Here is a 16,358-nt window from a genome sequence, read left to right on the forward strand (position 1 = left end):
CCGTTTTGTCCCTGGTTCTCGAAAGTATGTTTTGAGCATGGACAGTCGGGAAGCGTGGCAACTGGATGGCGTGGGCCTCAAGAGTGAGGTTCTGGATCTGGTGCGCGCCCGGCACGAGTTGCAGTCGCGGATGGTGTTGCTGATCGTGGAGATGTTTTCCCGTGAGGTTCTTGGCGGGAAGGGTTTTCGGGCGATCGCGCAGTGGTTGCATGGGTCGACGAATCTGGAGATCGGTGAGTGCAGTCTGCTGGTCGGGTTGGCGCGGTTGTTGATGCTCGAACCCGTGGTGGGCGATGCGTTTCATCGCGGTGACGTGGATGCGTTGAAGGCGCGGCAGGTGGCGTCGTTTTGTCAGCATCCGCCGAAGAACATGACGCCGGCGGATGTGGACAAGGCCCGCGGGATCTTGTTGGGCCTGGCGTCGAAGAACATTGCGGATTGTGATGCGGTGCGGGCGGCGATCCGGCGGATCGAGAAGCAGTACGGCAAACGCGAGGACGGGGTTCCGGTCGGGGAAGATTCGGAGCGGAACGAGTTCTACGCGTCGAAAGGCCTGTACGGCAGAGTAACTGTGAAGGGCGACCTAGATGCTGTGAACGGGGCCCGGTTGATCACATTGTTGTCGAGCCTGTCGGCTCCGACACCGGAGAAGGACGGCGCCAAAGACACCCGCACCCCGGCATTACGACGTGCGGACGGGTTCTGCGAACTGTTGCGCCGGTACGAGCGGGCGGGGTTGGGTCCGATCGAAGGCGGAGTGAAACCGCACATCACCGTTACCGCGTCCGCGAAAGACATGACCGACCTCAAGGCGTTGAAAGACCTCCTGCCGTCCACCGAAGAACTCGGATTTGCGTGGACCGATTGGGTGGGCCCGATCAGTATCGACACTGCGCGGATGTTGGCGTGCGACTGCACCGTGACGCGGATCTTGTTGGACGAGAATGGTGTTCCGCTCGACTGCGGTAAGGAAGCGAGAACAGCAACGGTGCCGCAGCGGCGGGCTCTTGCGGTTCGTGATGGTGGGTGCGCGTTTCCGGGATGTGGGACACCGCCGGGGTGGTGCGATGCCCATCATATTGTTCACTGGAACGATGGCGGCCCAACGGGTCTCGACAATCTGATCTTGTTGTGCGGTCATCACCACCGGACGATGCACCACACGGAGTGGCGGGTGGAGATCGGGCCGGATCGGAGGTCGGTGTTCTACCCACCGATGTCTGTTGATCCGCATCAGCAGCCGATCGGCGGGAACAGCCCACCCACAGCGGCGTGAACCGCGACAACTGACGAATACGCCGGGGCACAACAAAATGCCCCGGTGTATCCGCATGCAGTGTTGCGGTGGGAGGGGCCCGCACCAATACGATCGGGGGATGAGTTCTCCGCGTGACCTTGCTGCCATCCCGAGTCCTGCGCTCGAGGGCACTGCGCTCACCGTCGTGGTCCCGGTCGGTTCTTTCGAACAACACGGACCGCACCTGCCTCTCGATACCGACACTCGGATCGCGAGAGCAGTCGCACAGGCTCTGCCCGACGTCGTCGTGGCCCCGGCCATCGAATACGGGGCGAGCGGCGAACACGAAGGGTTTGCCGGCACGATTTCGATCGGTGCCGAGGCTATGGAAACCGTCGTCGTCGAATACGGAAGGTCGGCGTTCAGATGGACGAAGCGGGTGCTGTTCGTCAACGGCCACGGCGGAAATGGTCCCGCATTGGCCAAAGCGGTGGCACTTCTGCGGTATGAGGGGCGTGATGCTGCTTGGGCGCCGTGCGCTGTTCCGGGTGCCGACGCGCATGCCGGACACACTGAAACGAGCCTATTGCTGCACCTTTCGCCCGATTTGGTGCACATGAGCCTTGCTGAGACAGGAAATTTGTCTCCTATCGCGGACCTGATGCCAGGAATGCGTTCGGGCGGTATGGTCGCTGTGTCGCAAAACGGCGTTCTCGGCAATCCAGTCGGGGCTACCGCCGAAGACGGCGCATACATCTTCGGTGAGTTGGTAGGACGCGTGACGGATGGACTGGCCCGGTGGGAGCCTGGTCCAGATGGGAGGCTTCGGTGACGACCACGACCGAGTGGGGGCGGACGGTCCACCTGCGACGGCTTTCGAGGCTGCGACGAGTTGCAGCACGACGGGCTACGTCCCTTACGATCATCTGATGCGACCAGCAAGACTCCCCGACGGCTTCGGCATTCGGTTGGACCCCAAGGTGCGCACGTACTCGGGTGGCCGGGTACTCATCGGCGGATCTCCGACGCGGATGCTCAAGCTGGCGCCGACGGCTGCGGCGATGATCGGTGACGGCTTCCTCGAGGTGGTCGATCAGCAGAGCGCTGCGGTTGCGCGACACCTTCTCGATTCAGGTGTCGCGAATCCTCGTCCGATGTCGACGCCGTCCGCTGCCGATGTCACGGTCGTGATTCCGGTCAAGGACAACCAGGCCGGCGTCGAACGCCTATTGCCCGTCCTCAAGGATCTGACCGTCATCGTTGTCGACGACGGTTCGGAAGTGCCGGTGGAGCCCCGTCGCGCCTGCCCGGGCACCGGCACCATCACAGTGGTCCGGCACGAGAGTGCCCGCGGACCCTCGGCAGCGAGAAACTCGGGATTGCGTTCGGCCCAAACACGTTTCGTAGCTTTCCTGGACTCCGACGTCATACCGCGTGCCGGTTGGCTCGAGTTGATGTTGGGCCACTTCAGCGATCCGGGGGTTGCCCTTGTTGCACCCCGCATCGTCGCCCTCGATCCGTACGGGACGGCGCTGGCGCGGTACGAGAACATGCGATCGTCTCTCGACCTCGGACGCAAGGAAGCTGCGGTGAAGTCGGGCAGTCCGGTCGCCTATGTCCCCAGCGCCGCCGTGATCGTCCGGCGCGACGTGGCACTCGAATGCAACGGTTTCGACGAGAGTCTCGAAGTAGCCGAGGACGTCGATTTCTGCTGGCGACTGCAGGCTGCGGGTTGGCGACTGAGGTACGAACCGGTTGCGCATGTCGCCCACGATCATCGAGTTCAGTTCGACAAGTGGTTCGCCAGGAGAGCGTTCTACGGCACGGGTGCGGCGCCGTTGGCTGCAAGACACGAGGGTTCGGTTCCGCCGATGGCGATGTCGTTCTCGACGCTCTTCGCGTGCATCGTCGCCGCAACACTGACCCGTTCCGGTCTTGCCGGCGCACTCGGCGCTTTGCTGTTTACCGTTTACCGGCTGCGAAAGATGTTCACCGGCCTGAGTCAACCCACCCGGATCGCGGCGATCCTCACCGCGCAGGGAGTTGTCGGCGGATTCTGGCAACTCGCCTCGGCAATGTGTCGTCACTACTGGCCCGTGACGCTCCTGGCGGTGATCGCCTCCAGGCGAATTCGGCGGCTGGCCGTCGCTGCAGCAGTCACCGAAGGTTTGGTGGACTGGTATCGCCACCGTGAGCCAGGCGGGCTGGGACCGGTTCGGTACGTCTTCTTCAAACGAGCCGACGACATCGCGTATGGAGCCGGACTCTGGCGTGGCGCATTCGACGCCCGCGACTGGGCGGCGCTGAAACCTCGAATCACCAAGTGACAGAAGCCGACTACGCAGATTTCCTGGTTGTCGGTGGTGGCACGTGTGGTTGCGTGGTCGCAGCCAGGCTCAGTGAAGATCCATCCGCCACGGTGATGCTCCTCGAATCGGGAAGCGGATATCGATCGGCGCTCGAACTCCCGGACGTCCTGGGTGATCCGTACCGACTGCCGGTCGGACCTGCGAGCGAATACACGTGGACCTATCCGGTCGAACTGACGCCGCGTCGGGCGTCCACAATTGCGCGGGGGCGGACACTCGGTGGATCCGGAGCCGTCAACGGTGCGTACTTCACCCGCGCGACCCGTGCTGATTTCGAGAATTGGCCGAGTTCATGGCGATACGACGACGTCTTGCCGTACTTCAAGAAGTCCGAAACGGATCGTGATTTCGAGGGCGAGTTCCACGGGACCGCCGGACCGATCCCGGTCGAGCGTCGAGCGTGGGACCAACTACATCCACTGAGCGGCGAGTTTCATGCGGCAGCGCTCGGAGCAGGCTTTCCCGACGACGTCGACAAGAATGCGCCGGACTCGTTCGGGGTGGGCCGAGTGCCACTGAACGTCTCGGATCATCGTCGGATCAGTACGTCGATCGGCTATCTGATGCCGGCGTTGCACCGGCCGAATTTGCGGGTGGAATCCGGAGTGAACGTCATTCGCATCGCGTTCTCGGGTACCCGTGCGATCGGCGTCGACGTTCTCGACGACGGCAATGTCCGACGCATTCGTGCCGACCATGTGGTCGTGTGTTCGGGCGCGGTGGCGACACCGCACATTCTCCTCAATTCCGGTGTTGGTCCAGCGGAACAACTTGTAGAGCAAGGAGTTTCCGTCGTTCTCGATCGACCGGGCGTCGGACAGAACTTCGTCGACCACCCGGAAGTGCTGCTGCCGTACCATTTTTCGAAGCCCCGCACGATTCGATCGCAGACTCCGGTGCTGGAGACAGCCCTCAACCTCGCTGAGATCGAAATTCGTCCGTACACCGCATCTTTCACCGAACTGGTTCCCGGTGTGCCTCGCATGGACCACGGCGTCGGAGTGGTCCTCATGGCGCCGCACAGCCGGGGAAGCATCGAACTGGCATCGCGGGATCCCGCTGGGGCGCCGCGTATTCGGTACAACTACGTCGCGTCGGCGCACGATCGAGCTGCCATTCGGGAAGGGATGCGGATCGCCGAGAATCTTCTCGAGTCGATCGCCGAGACGGGGTTGATCGATCGCCCCGTCGTGGAGTACACCGATGAGTGGGTCGAATCCCGCCTGGGAACGTCGCTGCATATGTCCGGTAGTTGCGTGATGGGTGCCGAGGCGGACCCGTTCGCAGTCGTCGACGGTCGGTGCCGTGTGATCGGCGCGCAAGGACTCAGTATTGTTGACACGTCAATCCTGCCGACGATCCCGACCCGCGGCCCGCATGCGACCGCGGTGATGGTTGCGGAACGAGCAAGCGCCATTCTGCTCGGTGACGAGTGACCGCGAGGGGCAGCAGGCTGGGTCGGCAGTCATACCGAATGGTCGTTCTCGCCTATGGGCTGTGATCGGCGTTACAGTGGTCCACGGAGCGGAGGAACGCAAAATATGGCACGTGAACAGGCTGTGCCCGGCAACCCGTGGGTGGCGGTCAGGCCAGGCGATGACGTCGCGTTACTCGCGCGGCGACTTTCGTCTGCCCATCAGTCGTTCATCGATGCTCGCGGCGTGCCCGGCCAGGGGCTGACCGACGACTCCCATGTCCGCTCGGTCGTACTCGAGTCCTGGATGCGTAGCCGCAACAAGGGGGTAAATCCCGATGTGGTCGGCAACCCTGAGATGCTCGAAGGGTTGGAGCTCGAAAAATATCGCTCCGCGCATCCCATGTCACTGATCCGTCCGGTGATTCGGAAACTCCTGGTGGAAGATGCTGCCGAGACCGGACTACTGATCGCGATCAGTGACGCACACGGTCGATTGCTCTGGGTGGAGGGTGACAACTCGGCCAAGGACAAGGCGTTGTCCATGAACTTCGTCGAAGGCGCCGATTGGAGCGAAGATCGTGTCGGCACCAATGCGCCGGGAACGGCGCTTGCTCTCGATCACTCCGTACAGATTTTCGGATCCGAGCATTTCAACCGAACCGTGCACGACTGGAGTTGTTCGGCCGCACCCGTCCACGATCCCACCACTGGTCAAATCCTTGGTGCCATCGACATCACCGGTGGTCCCAGGGTTGCGGTTCCCGAAGTGCTGTCACTGATCCGTGCAACTGTCGCGGCCGCCGAATCGGAATTGCGATTCCATCTCTTGAACTCGCCCATCCCGCTCAGTGCCACGGCTCCGCGCCTCGAAACATTCGGTGCCGGCCGGCCGATGCTGGTTCGCGGCGGTGACCGCATCCCGATTTCGCAGCGTCACGCCGAGATTCTCCTTCTGCTTTCCGAACACCCGGAGGGTCTCAGCTCCGACCACCTTGCGGTCCTGCTCGACGAGGGGGAGCTCGACGCAGTGACCATTCGCGCGGAAATGTCGCGGCTTCGTAAGGTTTTCGGTGCCGACCGGCTGGCTTCGCGCCCCTATCGGATCATCACGGAGTTCACGACAGATGTCGGCGATGTGCGGGCAGCGTTGGACCGAGGCGACGCAGCGACGGCGATGAAACTGTATTCGGGCCCGGTGCTGGCGGGCTCTGCCTCCCCGGGAATCGAAGAGGTGCGGGAAGAACTACGCACCAGGGTCCAGGCAGCTCTGCTGCGTGGAGGTGACGCCAACCTTCTGGCCCGGTGGACCACGTCGGTGCACGGCCGCGAAGACTCAGTCGTGTGGGAGGCCTACCTGTCCACGTTGGATCCTCAATCTCCGTTGTATTCGCAGGTCCAGGCAAGAATTGATCTCCTCGACCGCCAATTGGGCATCTGAGAATCATCCGCGTTTCTCGCACGCAACGTACTTGCAACGTTGCAACTCCTAGTGTTGTGAATCACACCCCACCGGGGGGTGGGATTGCAGTCACCGATTTGGTGGGTGCGCCCAGGAAGAACACGTTTACATAGGAGCTTGCAATGACCGTGTACGCCCGCCCAGGTACCGCCGACGCGATCATGTCCTTCCAGTCTCGATACGACAACTGGATCGGCAACGAATGGGTTGCTCCGGTCAAGGGTCAGTACTTCGAGAACCCGACACCGGTGACCGGACAGAATTTCTGTGATGTGGCTCGTTCCACCGCAGAAGACATCGAACTCGCTCTCGACGCAGCGCACGCAGCAGCTCCGGCCTGGGGCAAGACCTCGGTCGCCGAGCGCGCGATCATCTTGAACAAGATCGCTGATCGTATGGAGGAGAACCTCGAATCCATCGCACTCGCCGAGTCGTGGGACAACGGCAAGCCGATCCGCGAGACCCTCAACGCCGACATTCCGCTCGCCATCGATCACTTCCGATACTTCGCGGGAGCTATTCGCGCACAGGAAGGTTCGCTCTCGGAGATCAACTCCGACACCGTGGCGTACCACTTTCACGAGCCGCTCGGCGTAGTCGGCCAGATCATTCCGTGGAACTTCCCGATCCTCATGGCCGTGTGGAAGCTTGCCCCCGCCCTCGCTGCCGGTAATGCCATCGTGCTCAAGCCTGCCGAGCAGACGCCAGTCTCGATCCTGCACCTCATCGGCATCATCGGTGACCTGCTGCCTGCCGGTGTTCTCAACATCGTCAACGGCTTCGGCGTCGAGGCCGGAAAGCCGCTCGCGTCCAGCCCGCGTATCAAGAAGATCGCGTTCACCGGTGAGACCACCACCGGTCGCCTGATCATGCAGTACGCGTCGCAGAACCTTATCCCCGTCACCCTCGAACTCGGTGGCAAGAGCCCCAACATCTTCTTCTCCGACGTCCTTGCCTCCAACGACGACTACCAGGACAAGGCACTCGAGGGCTTCACGATGTTCGCCCTCAATCAGGGCGAGGTCTGCACCTGCCCGTCACGTTCGCTGATCCAGGAAGACATCTTCGACGAGTTCCTGGCGATGGCAGCCATCCGCACCAAGGCTGTGCGCCAAGGGGATCCGCTCGACACCGACACCATGATCGGTGCCCAGGCCAGCAACGATCAGCTCGAGAAGATCCTCTCGTACATCGAGATCGGCAAGGCCGAAGGCGCCAAGGTCATCACCGGTGGTGAGCGAGCCGAACTCGGCGGAGACCTGTCCGGCGGTTACTACGTCCAGCCGACGGTGTTCACCGGCAACAACAAGATGCGCATCTTCCAGGAAGAGATCTTCGGACCCGTCGTCTCGGTCACCTCGTTCAAGGACTACGACGAGGCCATCGAAATCGCCAACGACACGCTCTACGGTTTGGGCGCCGGTGTCTGGTCCCGCGACGGCGGAGTTGCTTACCGCGCAGGCCGCGACATCCAAGCCGGTCGCGTCTGGACCAACACGTACCACCAGTACCCGGCACACGCCGCTTTCGGTGGATATAAGCAGTCCGGCATCGGCCGCGAGAACCACCTGATGATGCTCTCGCACTACCAGCAGACCAAGAACCTCCTGGTCAGCTACGCCCAGAAGGCTCAGGGCTTCTTCTGATCTACCCACCGGCACCCGTGAGCCCCTCGCTGCGGGTGCCGGTGAGCAAGACTGCAACACGCGAAACCTGCACAAACACACGGAGGTTGGAATGAGCGCCACGGACACACCCGATACCGGCGCCGTTCCACCCCGGTTGGTGACCACCGCTGGGGCGGCTGACCTCCTGCGCCGCCTCAGCGGGACTCACGGCGAACTGATGATGCATCAATCCGGCGGATGCTGCGACGGCTCGGCCCCGATGTGTTATCCCTCAGGCGAATTCATCGTCGGGGACCGTGACGTACTACTCGGAATCGTCGATCTCCGACTTGCTGTCGGAGAGACTCCCGAAGATCTTCCCACCGGAACCGACGCTGTACAGGTCTGGATTTCCGGATCACAGTTCGAAGCCTGGAAGCACACCCAGTTGGTACTGGACGTCGTGCCCGGCCGCGGCAGTGGATTCAGCCTGGAGTCTCCTGAAGGATTCAGATTCCTCAGTCGAGCAAGGGCATTCACACCGGACGAAAACGAAGCACTCGGCGCGTCGAGCATTCTCGTGGGCGCTGATTGGGAAGCGGGCGTGCGTCCTTTGCCCCCGACGGTTCCCCAGGTGGTCGCCGAGGCCGTCGACGCCTGCCCGGTGCCGGGCGCGGCCGCCCGATCCTGAGAACGGCAGCCTGAAGAAGATCTGAACAGACTCGGGGCCGCTCACATGACAGCCAGTTAACAGCACGGTCATCTCCAGGCGACCTTCTCCGTACATCGCCCACATACCGTTCATTTCACGCGACGCATCCACCGTGCGTCGTCTCATTCTTGACCGATTCAGAGGATGGACATGTCTCTTTCCGACCACGCAACCGGCAAAAACGCCGGTGCCGCGGGTGCACACCACGACGGCGCAGACTTCCATGCGGAAGACAATTCGTATCTGGAGAAACGAACACTCCGAAAGGGAACAGCAGGGTGGGTGCTGCTTGCGGGGTTGGGTGTCAGCTATGTGATTTCCGGTGACTACGCCGGCTGGAACAACGGTCTGGCCGAAGGTGGTTTCGGTGGCCTTCTCATCGCGGCCGTCGTCATCGCGGGTATGTACCTGGCGATGGTGCTCGGTATGGCCGAGATGTCGTCGGCACTTCCTGCCGCTGGTGGTGGATACACGTTTGCCAGACGGGCCATGGGGCCCTGGGGCGGATTTGCCACCGGCACAGCAATTCTCATCGAGTACTCGATAGCACCCGCAGCGATCGCGACCTTCATCGGTGCGTACGTCGAGTCCCTGAACCTGTTCGGGATCACCGACGGCTGGTGGGTGTACCTCGCGGTGTACGCGATCTTCATCGGCATTCACCTCACCGGCGCCGGTGAGGCACTCAAGGCGATGTTCATCATCACCGCCATTGCACTCGTCGGCCTGGTCGTGTTCGCGGTTTCGGCTGTCGGCCTTTTCGATTCGTCCAACCTCACCGATATCGCCGTCGACACCAGCGCAGTCGGATCGTCGTCGTTCCTGCCATTCGGTCTGCTCGGAATCTGGGCCGCCGTGCCCTTCGCGATCTGGTTCTTCCTTGCGGTCGAAGGTGTACCGCTGGCCGCCGAGGAAGCACGTGAGCCGGAGAAGAACGTCCCCCGCGGCATCATCATCAGCATGTTGATCCTGATCGTCACAGGCGCAACGGTTCTCTTCCTCGCCACCGGTGCGCTCGGCGCAGACGCCCTGTCCACCTCCGGAAATCCGCTCGTCGAGGCTCTGGGGGACAGCGGAGCGGCAAAGGCCGTCAACTACATCGGACTTGCCGGTCTGGTCGCGAGCTTCTTCTCGATCATGTACGCCTACTCACGCCAGACGTTTGCGCTCTCCCGCGCCGGCTACCTGCCGAAGAACCTGTCGGTGACCAACAAGCGCAAGGCCCCCACTCTCGCGCTCGTCGTACCCGGAATCATCGGCTTCGCGCTCTCACTCACCGGTGAAGGTGCAATGTTGCTCAACATGGCGGTGTTCGGCGCGGCAGTAAGCTACGTCCTGATGATGGTGAGTCACATCGTTCTTCGTAAGCGTGAGCCGAACATGCCGCGCCCGTACCGCACGCCCGGCGGTATCGCCACCACCTCGTTTGCGCTCGTGATCGCGGCAGTGTCGGTGGTGGCCACCTTCCTGGTCGATCCCGTTGCGGCATTGCTGACGTTGGTTGCCTTCGGAGTTCTCATGGCGTACTTCGGTCTCTACAGTCGCCACCACCTTGTTGCCAACTCGCCGGACGAGGAGTTTGCTGTACTTGCACAGGCGGAAGAAGAATTGGGATGAGTCGCGGGATGGCCAAGTATCACCAGCAGGTATCCGGAACCAACTACTCGTTCGACGGTCTCGTCGATCTGATGGCAAAAGCGACACCACTGCGGTCGGGTGATGAACTAGCCGGTTGTGCGGCAAGCTCCGACGCCGAACGTGCTGCTGCTCAATGGGTTCTGGCTGATCTTCCGTTGACGGTGTTCCTCGAAGATCTGGTGGTTCAGTACGAGGACGACGAGGTAACCAGGCTCATCATCGACAGCCACGATCGCCTGGCCTTTGCGCCGGTGGCACACCTGACTGTCGGCGGACTACGAGACTGGTTGCTCGAGACCGCGTCGGCGCCGGAAGCTTCCGCACGGTTGTCCGCCGTAAGTCCCGGGCTCACCCCCGAGATGGTTGCGGCGGTCAGCAAGATCATGCGCAATCAGGACCTGATCGCCGTCGCGAAGGCCATCACCGTGACCGCGGGGTTCCGTACGACCATCGGACTGCCCGGCCGGCTGAGCACCCGACTCCAGCCAAACCACCCGACAGACGATCCACGCGGCATCGCGGCGGCCACATTGGACGGTCTCCTGATGGGATGTGGCGACGCCGTCATCGGTATCAACCCCGCGACGGATTCACCCCAGGCCACCTCGGATCTGCTCCACCTGCTCGACGACATCCGTCAGCGATTCGAGATCCCGACTCAGTCGTGCGTGCTCTCGCACGTGACCACCACGATCGGACTGATCGAATCGGGGGTGCCGGTCGATCTCGTCTTCCAGTCGATTGCCGGTACCGAAGGCGCCAATTCCGGTTTCGGAGTGAACATTCCGCTCCTGCGTGAGGGCAACGAGGCCGGGCGCTCCTTGAACCGCGGAACGGTCGGCAACAACGTCATGTACCTGGAGACGGGGCAGGGGTCCGCCCTCAGCTCAGGTGCCCACTACGGCACCGGCGGAGCCCCGGTCGATCAGCAGACACTCGAGACCAGGGCATACGCAGTGGCACGTGATCTCGAACCGCTGCTGGTCAACACCGTGGTCGGCTTCATCGGTCCCGAGTATCTCTACGACGGCAAGCAGATCATTCGCGCGGGCTTGGAGGATCACTTCTGCGGAAAACTCCTCGGGCTGCCGATGGGAGTGGACGTCTGCTACACCAACCACGCCGAAGCCGATCAAGACGACATGGACAACCTGCTCACCTTGCTGGGCGTCGCCGGCGCGGCGTTCGTGATCGCGGTGCCCGGCGCCGACGACGTGATGCTCGGCTATCAAAGTCTGGCGTTCCACGACGCGCTGTATGTGCGTAAGGTTCTCGGTTTGCAGCCCGCCCCGGAGTTCGAGACCTGGCTCCACAACTTGGGGATGACCGACGCAAACGGTCGGGTTCTTCCGATCGATGCCGAAATGTCGCCGTTGCGGGCTTTGACGGTGAACTCATGACCGAAGATCAGGCACCGATCCTCGATTTCTGGGGTCCACTGCGCAAGACCACACAATCGCGTATCGGGCTGGGGCGTGCCGGAGATTCGTTGCCCACCAAGCGGGTTCTCGAATTCAAGGCAGCTCACGCCGCAGCCCGCGACGCGGTCCACGAGCCACTCGACTCCGAGACGCTTGCCAGTCGGGTCGAAGGGGTTGGCATCGGGGCGCCGGTGGTGGTCGCGAGCAGCGTCTCCACCCGCAGTGAGTATCTCCGGAGACCCGACCTGGGGCGCCAACCGGCTGACCTGGGTGCGATCGCGAGTTCCGACAAGGAAATCGGGTTCATCCTCGCCGACGGACTCTCGCCGCGAGCACTGATGGACCACGGCGAGCAATTACTGTCCGCGTTGGTCACGGTGTTGGGGGAGCGGTACTCGATCGCGCCGCCCGTGATCGCCACGAATGCCCGTGTGGCACTGGGTGATCACATCGCTGCCGCGATGGGAGTGCAGACGGCGATCGTCCTGATCGGCGAACGTCCAGGGCTCTCCGTTGCGGACAGTGTCGGGATCTATCTGACTCACCTTCCCCGCGTCGGTCGTACCGACGCGGATCGAAACTGCATTTCCAATGTCCACCCACCCGAGGGACTCGGATACGAGCAGGCTGCTCGTGTCGTCCTGGGATTGGTGACGGGAGCGCGCCAGTTGGGCCGCTCCGGCGTCGACCTCAAGGACACCTCTCGCGCCGACGCCGTTGCGTCGGGAGAAGTGCTGACGCTCGATTAATTGACAACTGCACGGCATACCCGGGTCGATCGACCCGGGTATGCCGTCGTACCCGAATCACGACGAAAACGAGGGAATCGATGTTCCGTTCGCTGCATTCCCGCGCCCTGTGCGCGTTGGCGGTAGGTAGTGTCCTGTTGAGTGCAACTGCATGTAGTTCGGCCGAGAGTGCCCCGAAAGAAGATGTGGCGCAAAGGGGTTCATCCTGTGCTGCGTTGGATCCCAGTCTTGCGTGGTACGGCGACAACCGTGTGACGTTGGATGCCATGATGACGGAGTTCGGAACGTGTGGAGCTGCAGGTGATGTCGATGACGGAGCTCCGTTGGCGCTCTTCGACTGGGACAACACAGTTGTCAAGAACGACATCGGAAGCGCCACCGCATTCTGGATGATCAAGAACAACAAGGTGTTACAGCCTGCCGGAGGGGACTGGGCAACCACCAGCCGCTTCATGACGCCAGCCGGCGCTGCCGCACTTTCCGCCGCGTGCGGCTCCGAGACCGCGCCGGGGCAACCGTTGGCAACCAGCACCGACTTGGACTGCGCGGACGAGATCGTTGCGGTACTCGAAGAGAAGACTCGCGACGGGCAGGCCGCATTCGACGGTTACGATCACCGCCGGACAAAAGCCGCATACGCGTGGGCCGTGCAGTTGATGGCAGGGCACACCGAGGACGAGATCACCGAGTACGCTCGCGCAGCCCGTGCCGAGAATCTCGCTGCTGCAGAAGGATCCGATCAGACCGTCGGTACGACGGAAGTCGACGGCTCGGTGCGGTACTACGCGCAAATCGAAGATTTGGTGAAATCCCTCGGCGCTCATGGATTCGACGTGCGGATCATCTCCGCGTCGGCCGAACCGGTCGTTCGAGTCTGGGCGGAACAGCTGGGATTGGACGCCGATCACGTGATGGGAGTTCGGCCCATCGTCGAGGGCGGGGTTCTCACCGGGCGCCTGCGTGGGTGTGGTGGCGTTGCGGACGGCGACGACTCTGTCATTCCGTACATCGACGGCAAACGGTGCCAGGTCAACGAGGTTGTCTACGGGGTTCAAGGGCCTACGGCGTTCGAGCAGTTGGCCGCCGATCGACGTCAGGTATTTGCTGCCGGTGATTCTGTCACCGACGTGACGTTCCTCGGAGATGCGACCGGCGCGCGCCTGGTGATCAACCGCAACAATCCCGAACTGATGTGCAATGCCTACGACAACAGTGACGGGAAATGGCTGGTCAACCCCATGTTCATCGAACCGAAGTCCCGGGCGGACGCTCCCTATCGCTGCTCGACCGATGCTTACACCGACGCGGCCGGGGCAAAAGGTGCCGTGACTCGCGCAGACGGCAGCGTGATCCCCGATCAGGCCGATACCGTCGCGTGACGGTCGACTTGTCGCGGTGACTTCACAACGATCGATCGGGGTGTGATCTGATTCTGTCGAGCCCTTTGTCGGGCTGCGGAAACCCACGGGTGTCCGCTGTGATGCTGGAGCCGCAGAGGCGGCACGTGAGTAGGAGAAATCGATGGCCTTCGCTGGCAATGTGGACGAGTTGGCACTGCTCCAGGCAGTACGTCTCAAGGAGCGGGTCGGAGCGGTCGTCCTGGCCGAGCACCTGGGCGTCAGCTCGGCTTCCGGTCAAGCTGCGTACGACGCACTTGTCGCGCAGGGCAAAGCGGTCGAAGCGGAAAACGCCATCAGCCTGACCGAGAAAGGTTTGGCAGAACTCGAAGATCAGTTGGACGCCGAGCGCGTCTCGATCGACGAGGACTCCATCGGTGAGGTGTACGAGGCGTTCCTTCCCTTGGACGAGGAGTTCGCCGCGCTCATCGACGACGCAGATGCGGATTCCCTTGCAGAGTTGGATCGCCGGGCTGCAAACCTGTTCGACGATCTGTCGGCATTCGTTCCGCGGTTGTCTCGTTACCAGGATCTCTTCTCGGATGCTCTCGCGAAAGTGCAAGCGGGGGAGTCCAAGTGGATTTCCGAACCGATCATCGACTCCTACGCCACGGTGTGGGGCGAGATCCGTCAGGAACTGTTCGGGGCTGCCGGTAAGGCTTGATCCGTAGCGTTGCACCGTGACGCCGTTTCTCGAGGGCCGTCCGATTCGTGAGAACGAATCGGACGGCCTGCGGCATGTCGAGGGTCGTGAAACTCGTTACCATTGCATACAAGTGGTGACCGAGATCACTCCTACCCCCTTTCGGGGGTAGTGCGGGGGTGAGCCACATCACTACCTTTCTTCCTATCGACGGTGATGCCCACAGGGCGACACCACGGGACCACGGAGGAATCGAGTGACCACAGTCTCTCCCACAGGCGGCACCAGTGCCGCCGGCGCCGGGGGTGCGAGTGCCGCAGGTGCGACGCAGCCCCCGCAGAACACCACCAGTGTGCGGCGCGTTGCAATCGCGAGTTGTATCGGCACGACTATCGAGTTCTACGACTTCTTTATCTACGGAACCGCTGCGGCACTTGTCTTTCCGACGGTGTTCTTCCCCGCGCTCGGTGCCACTGCGGGAACTGTCGCATCGTTTGCGACTTTCGCAGTCGCATTCATCGCCCGGCCCGTCGGCGCAATGTTGTTCGGACACTTCGGTGATCGCATCGGTCGCAAGAAGACGCTGATCTCGACGCTCCTGCTCATGGGTATCTCGACGCTCCTGATCGGCTTGCTGCCGGGTGCTGCAACCATCGGTGTCGCGGCCCCGATCATCTTGGTGCTCTTGCGATTCGGCCAAGGTTTCGCGGTCGGTGGTGAGTGGGCAGGCGCAACCTTGCTCACCGCGGAATACGCTCCACCGGGCAAACGTGGTCTGTATGCGATGTTCCCGCAGCTCGGCCCTGCAATCGCCTTCGTTCTCTCGAGTAGTACCTTCCTCATCACCGGCGCAGTTCTCGGCGACACCAACCAGGCTTTCCTCGATTACGGCTGGCGTATCCCGTTCCTGTTCTCCATCGTGTTGGTCGGCATCGGCCTCTACATGCGACTCGCTATCGAGGAGACTCCCGTCTTCAAGGCGGAGCAGGCAGAGCGCGTCGCGGAGCAGAAGAACGAAGCACCGCGCACCCTTCCGTTCCTGGATGCTTGGCGGTTCCAGACCAAGGAGATCCTGCTCTCGGCAGGCGCCCTGGCTTGCCTGTTCGCGTTTTTCTACATGGGCACGGCTTTCCTGACGAGCTACGGAACAAAGACCCTCGGCTTCTCCCGTCCGTTCGTCCTGTCGGTCGGTATCGCTTCCGCGGTTGTCTTCGGTGCGGCGATCGTCGTTTCCGCTCTGTACTCGGACCGCATCGGGCGCCGCAAGGTCATCATGATCTCGTGTGGTCTGGCCGTCGTCTGGGCGCTGGTGCTGTTCCCGCTCCTCGACACGGGATCGCCGATCGCGTTCATCATCGGGATGTTCGGCACGCTCATGATCTTCGGAATCGCCTACGGCCCCTGCGGTGCGCTGCTTCCGGAAATGTTCCAGACCCGCTACCGCTACACCGGTGCCGGCCTCGGCTACAACCTCGCCGGAGTGCTCGGTGGGGCAGTGCCGCCGCTGATCGCCGCACCGCTGGCCTCGGCCTACGGGAGTATGGCCATCGGAGTCATGCTGGCGATCCTGGGTGTGTTGAGCCTGATCTGCACCTGGGCACTCGTCGAGACCAAGGACCACGCGCTGTAACCACTGTGCGCCTTTATTAACCGCCGGCGGTTAATAAAGGCGCACAGCAGGCGGGTGGGGTGTCCGGACTCTGAACAGT

Annotated in this window: 13 protein-coding genes; all 13 read left to right on the forward strand. The window is 62.3% G+C overall.

What is annotated here, in order from left to right; translation table 11 throughout:
- Window positions 1-37 precede the first annotated feature (37 nt).
- Complete coding sequence (locus tag M0639_RS08950) at window positions 38-1,276, forward strand: HNH endonuclease signature motif containing protein (RefSeq protein WP_064074173.1); 1,239 nt, start codon at window positions 38-40, stop codon at window positions 1,274-1,276.
- 100 nt (window positions 1,277-1,376) lie between these two features.
- On the forward strand, window positions 1,377-2,069 hold the full coding sequence (gene mftE / locus M0639_RS08955) for a mycofactocin biosynthesis peptidyl-dipeptidase MftE (RefSeq protein WP_054186896.1): 693 nt from the start codon (window positions 1,377-1,379) through the stop codon (window positions 2,067-2,069).
- Between the two features lie 97 nt (window positions 2,070-2,166).
- Complete coding sequence (mftF, locus tag M0639_RS08960; protein WP_064074225.1) at window positions 2,167-3,564, forward strand: mycofactocin biosynthesis glycosyltransferase MftF; 1,398 nt, start codon at window positions 2,167-2,169, stop codon at window positions 3,562-3,564.
- Window positions 3,561-5,042, forward strand: coding sequence for a mycofactocin dehydrogenase MftG (gene mftG / locus M0639_RS08965; protein WP_064074172.1), 1,482 nt, complete (start codon window positions 3,561-3,563; stop codon window positions 5,040-5,042). The genes mftF and mftG overlap by 4 nt, the downstream gene beginning before the upstream one ends.
- Before the next feature lie 105 nt (window positions 5,043-5,147).
- A complete protein-coding gene (locus M0639_RS08970; protein WP_003941954.1) occupies window positions 5,148-6,461 on the forward strand; it encodes a sigma-54-dependent transcriptional regulator family protein in 1,314 nt (437 codons plus the stop codon).
- A 143-nt stretch (window positions 6,462-6,604) separates the two neighbouring features.
- On the forward strand, window positions 6,605-8,128 hold the full coding sequence (gene adh, locus M0639_RS08975) for an aldehyde dehydrogenase (protein WP_007730158.1): 1,524 nt from the start codon (window positions 6,605-6,607) through the stop codon (window positions 8,126-8,128).
- Window positions 8,129-8,219: 91 nt separating this feature from the next.
- On the forward strand, window positions 8,220-8,780 hold the full coding sequence (locus M0639_RS08980; protein ID WP_003942021.1) for a DUF779 domain-containing protein: 561 nt from the start codon (window positions 8,220-8,222) through the stop codon (window positions 8,778-8,780).
- 165 nt (window positions 8,781-8,945) lie between these two features.
- The gene (gene eat / locus M0639_RS08985) at window positions 8,946-10,418 is read left to right on the forward strand and encodes an ethanolamine permease (protein ID WP_003941913.1); all 1,473 of its coding nucleotides are present in this window, start codon (window positions 8,946-8,948) and stop codon (window positions 10,416-10,418) included.
- Window positions 10,415-11,839, forward strand: coding sequence for an ethanolamine ammonia-lyase subunit EutB (locus tag M0639_RS08990; protein WP_156525023.1), 1,425 nt, complete (start codon window positions 10,415-10,417; stop codon window positions 11,837-11,839). Before eat ends, M0639_RS08990 begins: the two co-directional genes overlap by 4 nt.
- Entirely contained in the window at window positions 11,836-12,609 is a 774-nt protein-coding gene (gene eutC / locus M0639_RS08995; protein ID WP_054827682.1) for an ethanolamine ammonia-lyase subunit EutC, read from the forward strand. The genes M0639_RS08990 and eutC overlap by 4 nt, the downstream gene beginning before the upstream one ends.
- A gap of 80 nt (window positions 12,610-12,689) precedes the next feature.
- The gene (locus M0639_RS09000; protein ID WP_064074170.1) at window positions 12,690-13,988 is read left to right on the forward strand and encodes an HAD family hydrolase; all 1,299 of its coding nucleotides are present in this window, start codon (window positions 12,690-12,692) and stop codon (window positions 13,986-13,988) included.
- A 142-nt stretch (window positions 13,989-14,130) separates the two neighbouring features.
- Window positions 14,131-14,670 (forward strand): hypothetical protein, encoded by a 540-nt coding sequence (locus M0639_RS09005; RefSeq protein ID WP_007730168.1) that lies wholly within the window; start codon window positions 14,131-14,133, stop codon window positions 14,668-14,670.
- Between the two features lie 331 nt (window positions 14,671-15,001).
- Window positions 15,002-16,279, forward strand: a complete 1,278-nt coding sequence (locus tag M0639_RS09010) for an MFS transporter (protein WP_085998903.1) — start codon at window positions 15,002-15,004, stop codon at window positions 16,277-16,279.
- The last annotated feature ends 79 nt before the right edge of the window (window positions 16,280-16,358 follow it).

It is taken from the genome of Rhodococcus qingshengii JCM 15477 (assembly GCF_023221595.1).
In the GTDB taxonomy this organism is placed as follows: domain Bacteria; phylum Actinomycetota; class Actinomycetes; order Mycobacteriales; family Mycobacteriaceae; genus Rhodococcus_F; species Rhodococcus_F qingshengii.

What these genes read in the sequence shown, in the direction of transcription:
- M0639_RS08950 (WP_064074173.1), top strand. Translation starts at nt 38, where the DNA reads ATGGACAGTCGGGAAGCGTGGCAACTGGATGGCGTGGGCCTCAAGAGT.
- mftE (WP_054186896.1), top strand. Translation starts at nt 1,377, where the DNA reads ATGAGTTCTCCGCGTGACCTTGCTGCCATCCCGAGTCCTGCGCTCGAG.
- mftF (WP_064074225.1), top strand. Translation starts at nt 2,167, where the DNA reads ATGCGACCAGCAAGACTCCCCGACGGCTTCGGCATTCGGTTGGACCCC.
- M0639_RS08970 (WP_003941954.1), top strand. Translation starts at nt 5,148, where the DNA reads ATGGCACGTGAACAGGCTGTGCCCGGCAACCCGTGGGTGGCGGTCAGG.
- adh (WP_007730158.1), top strand. Translation starts at nt 6,605, where the DNA reads ATGACCGTGTACGCCCGCCCAGGTACCGCCGACGCGATCATGTCCTTC.
- M0639_RS08980 (WP_003942021.1), top strand. Translation starts at nt 8,220, where the DNA reads ATGAGCGCCACGGACACACCCGATACCGGCGCCGTTCCACCCCGGTTG.
- eat (WP_003941913.1), top strand. Translation starts at nt 8,946, where the DNA reads ATGGACATGTCTCTTTCCGACCACGCAACCGGCAAAAACGCCGGTGCC.
- M0639_RS08990 (WP_156525023.1), top strand. Translation starts at nt 10,415, where the DNA reads ATGAGTCGCGGGATGGCCAAGTATCACCAGCAGGTATCCGGAACCAAC.
- eutC (WP_054827682.1), top strand. Translation starts at nt 11,836, where the DNA reads ATGACCGAAGATCAGGCACCGATCCTCGATTTCTGGGGTCCACTGCGC.
- M0639_RS09000 (WP_064074170.1), top strand. Translation starts at nt 12,690, where the DNA reads ATGTTCCGTTCGCTGCATTCCCGCGCCCTGTGCGCGTTGGCGGTAGGT.
- M0639_RS09005 (WP_007730168.1), top strand. Translation starts at nt 14,131, where the DNA reads ATGGCCTTCGCTGGCAATGTGGACGAGTTGGCACTGCTCCAGGCAGTA.